Origin of the sequence: Mesorhizobium sp. M2E.F.Ca.ET.209.01.1.1, assembly GCF_004010375.2 — a bacterium.
In the GTDB taxonomy this organism is placed as follows: Bacteria; Pseudomonadota; Alphaproteobacteria; order Rhizobiales; family Rhizobiaceae; genus Mesorhizobium.
The window spans coordinates 1-375 of the sequence record NZ_SADP02000398.1; the positions used below are offsets into that span (position 1 = coordinate 1).

The 375-nt window shown below is 50.7% G+C and carries 1 protein-coding gene; it reads left to right on the forward strand.

The features are described 5' to 3' along the window. Positions 1-375, forward strand: a 375-nt coding sequence (locus EN852_RS36170; protein ID WP_246694516.1) for an ABC transporter substrate-binding protein, incomplete at both ends; no start/stop codon positions are given.

Here is a 375-nt window from a genome sequence, read left to right on the forward strand (position 1 = left end):
GCGATCTGGGCTGCGGAAGGAAAGGTCCTCACAGCTGCTTCAACCAACGATATTACCAAGATGGATCCCCAATTCTACACTGCCGTCTCTGAAGTGAGCGTGATGGAGTGTCTCTATTCGAAGCTCACGCGATTCAAGCCGGGCTCCGAATGGGGCTGGGAGTTGGAAGCGGCCGAAAAACTGGAGCAGGTCGATCCAACCCATGTCCGCTTTCGCCTAAAAAAAGGGATCAAATTCACTGGCGATTACGGCGAACTTACCGCCAAAGACGTAAAATTTTCCTTTGAGCGGGGGATCAAGCACAATTCGCCGGTCAAAGATAATTGGGGTTCACTCGATCATGTCGAGATTGAAGATGACTATACTGGCGTAATC